General features: G+C 67.2%; 1 protein-coding gene. It reads left to right on the top strand.

The features are described from left to right. Positions 1-6: 6 nt before the first annotated feature. Positions 7-357: 1-acyl-sn-glycerol-3-phosphate acyltransferase (locus tag HX774_RS19635; protein WP_255500570.1), on the top strand; the 351-nt coding region annotated here is incomplete at its 3' end.

Raw genomic sequence — 357 nt, 5'->3', positions numbered from 1 at the left:
GCGACCATGCCTCGGCCGCGGTGCTACGTATTCAGGCGCGAGCTGCTGTATGTGCCCTTCATCGGCTGGGCGCTGGGCATGCTCAAGATGGTGCACATCGACCGCAAGGACGGCGCCAACGCGTTCGCCTCGGTCGCACGTCAGGGCAAGGAACGCATGGCCGAAGGCGCGTGGGTGATCATGTTCCCGGAAGGCACCCGCACGCGCTCGGGCGACCCGAAGCCGCGCTACAAGAGCGGCGGTGCGCGTTTTGCCGTGGATACCGGCGCGTGGGTCATCCCGATCGCCCACAACTCCGGCCGCGTGTGGCCGCGCAATTCGTTCCTGAAGCATCCGGGCCTGATCACGCTGTCGGTC

Source organism: Brevundimonas sp. P7753 (assembly GCF_013386595.1).
In the GTDB taxonomy this organism is placed as follows: domain Bacteria; phylum Pseudomonadota; class Alphaproteobacteria; order Caulobacterales; family Caulobacteraceae; genus Brevundimonas; species Brevundimonas bullata.
This window is presented reverse-complemented; position numbering and strand designations above follow the sequence as displayed.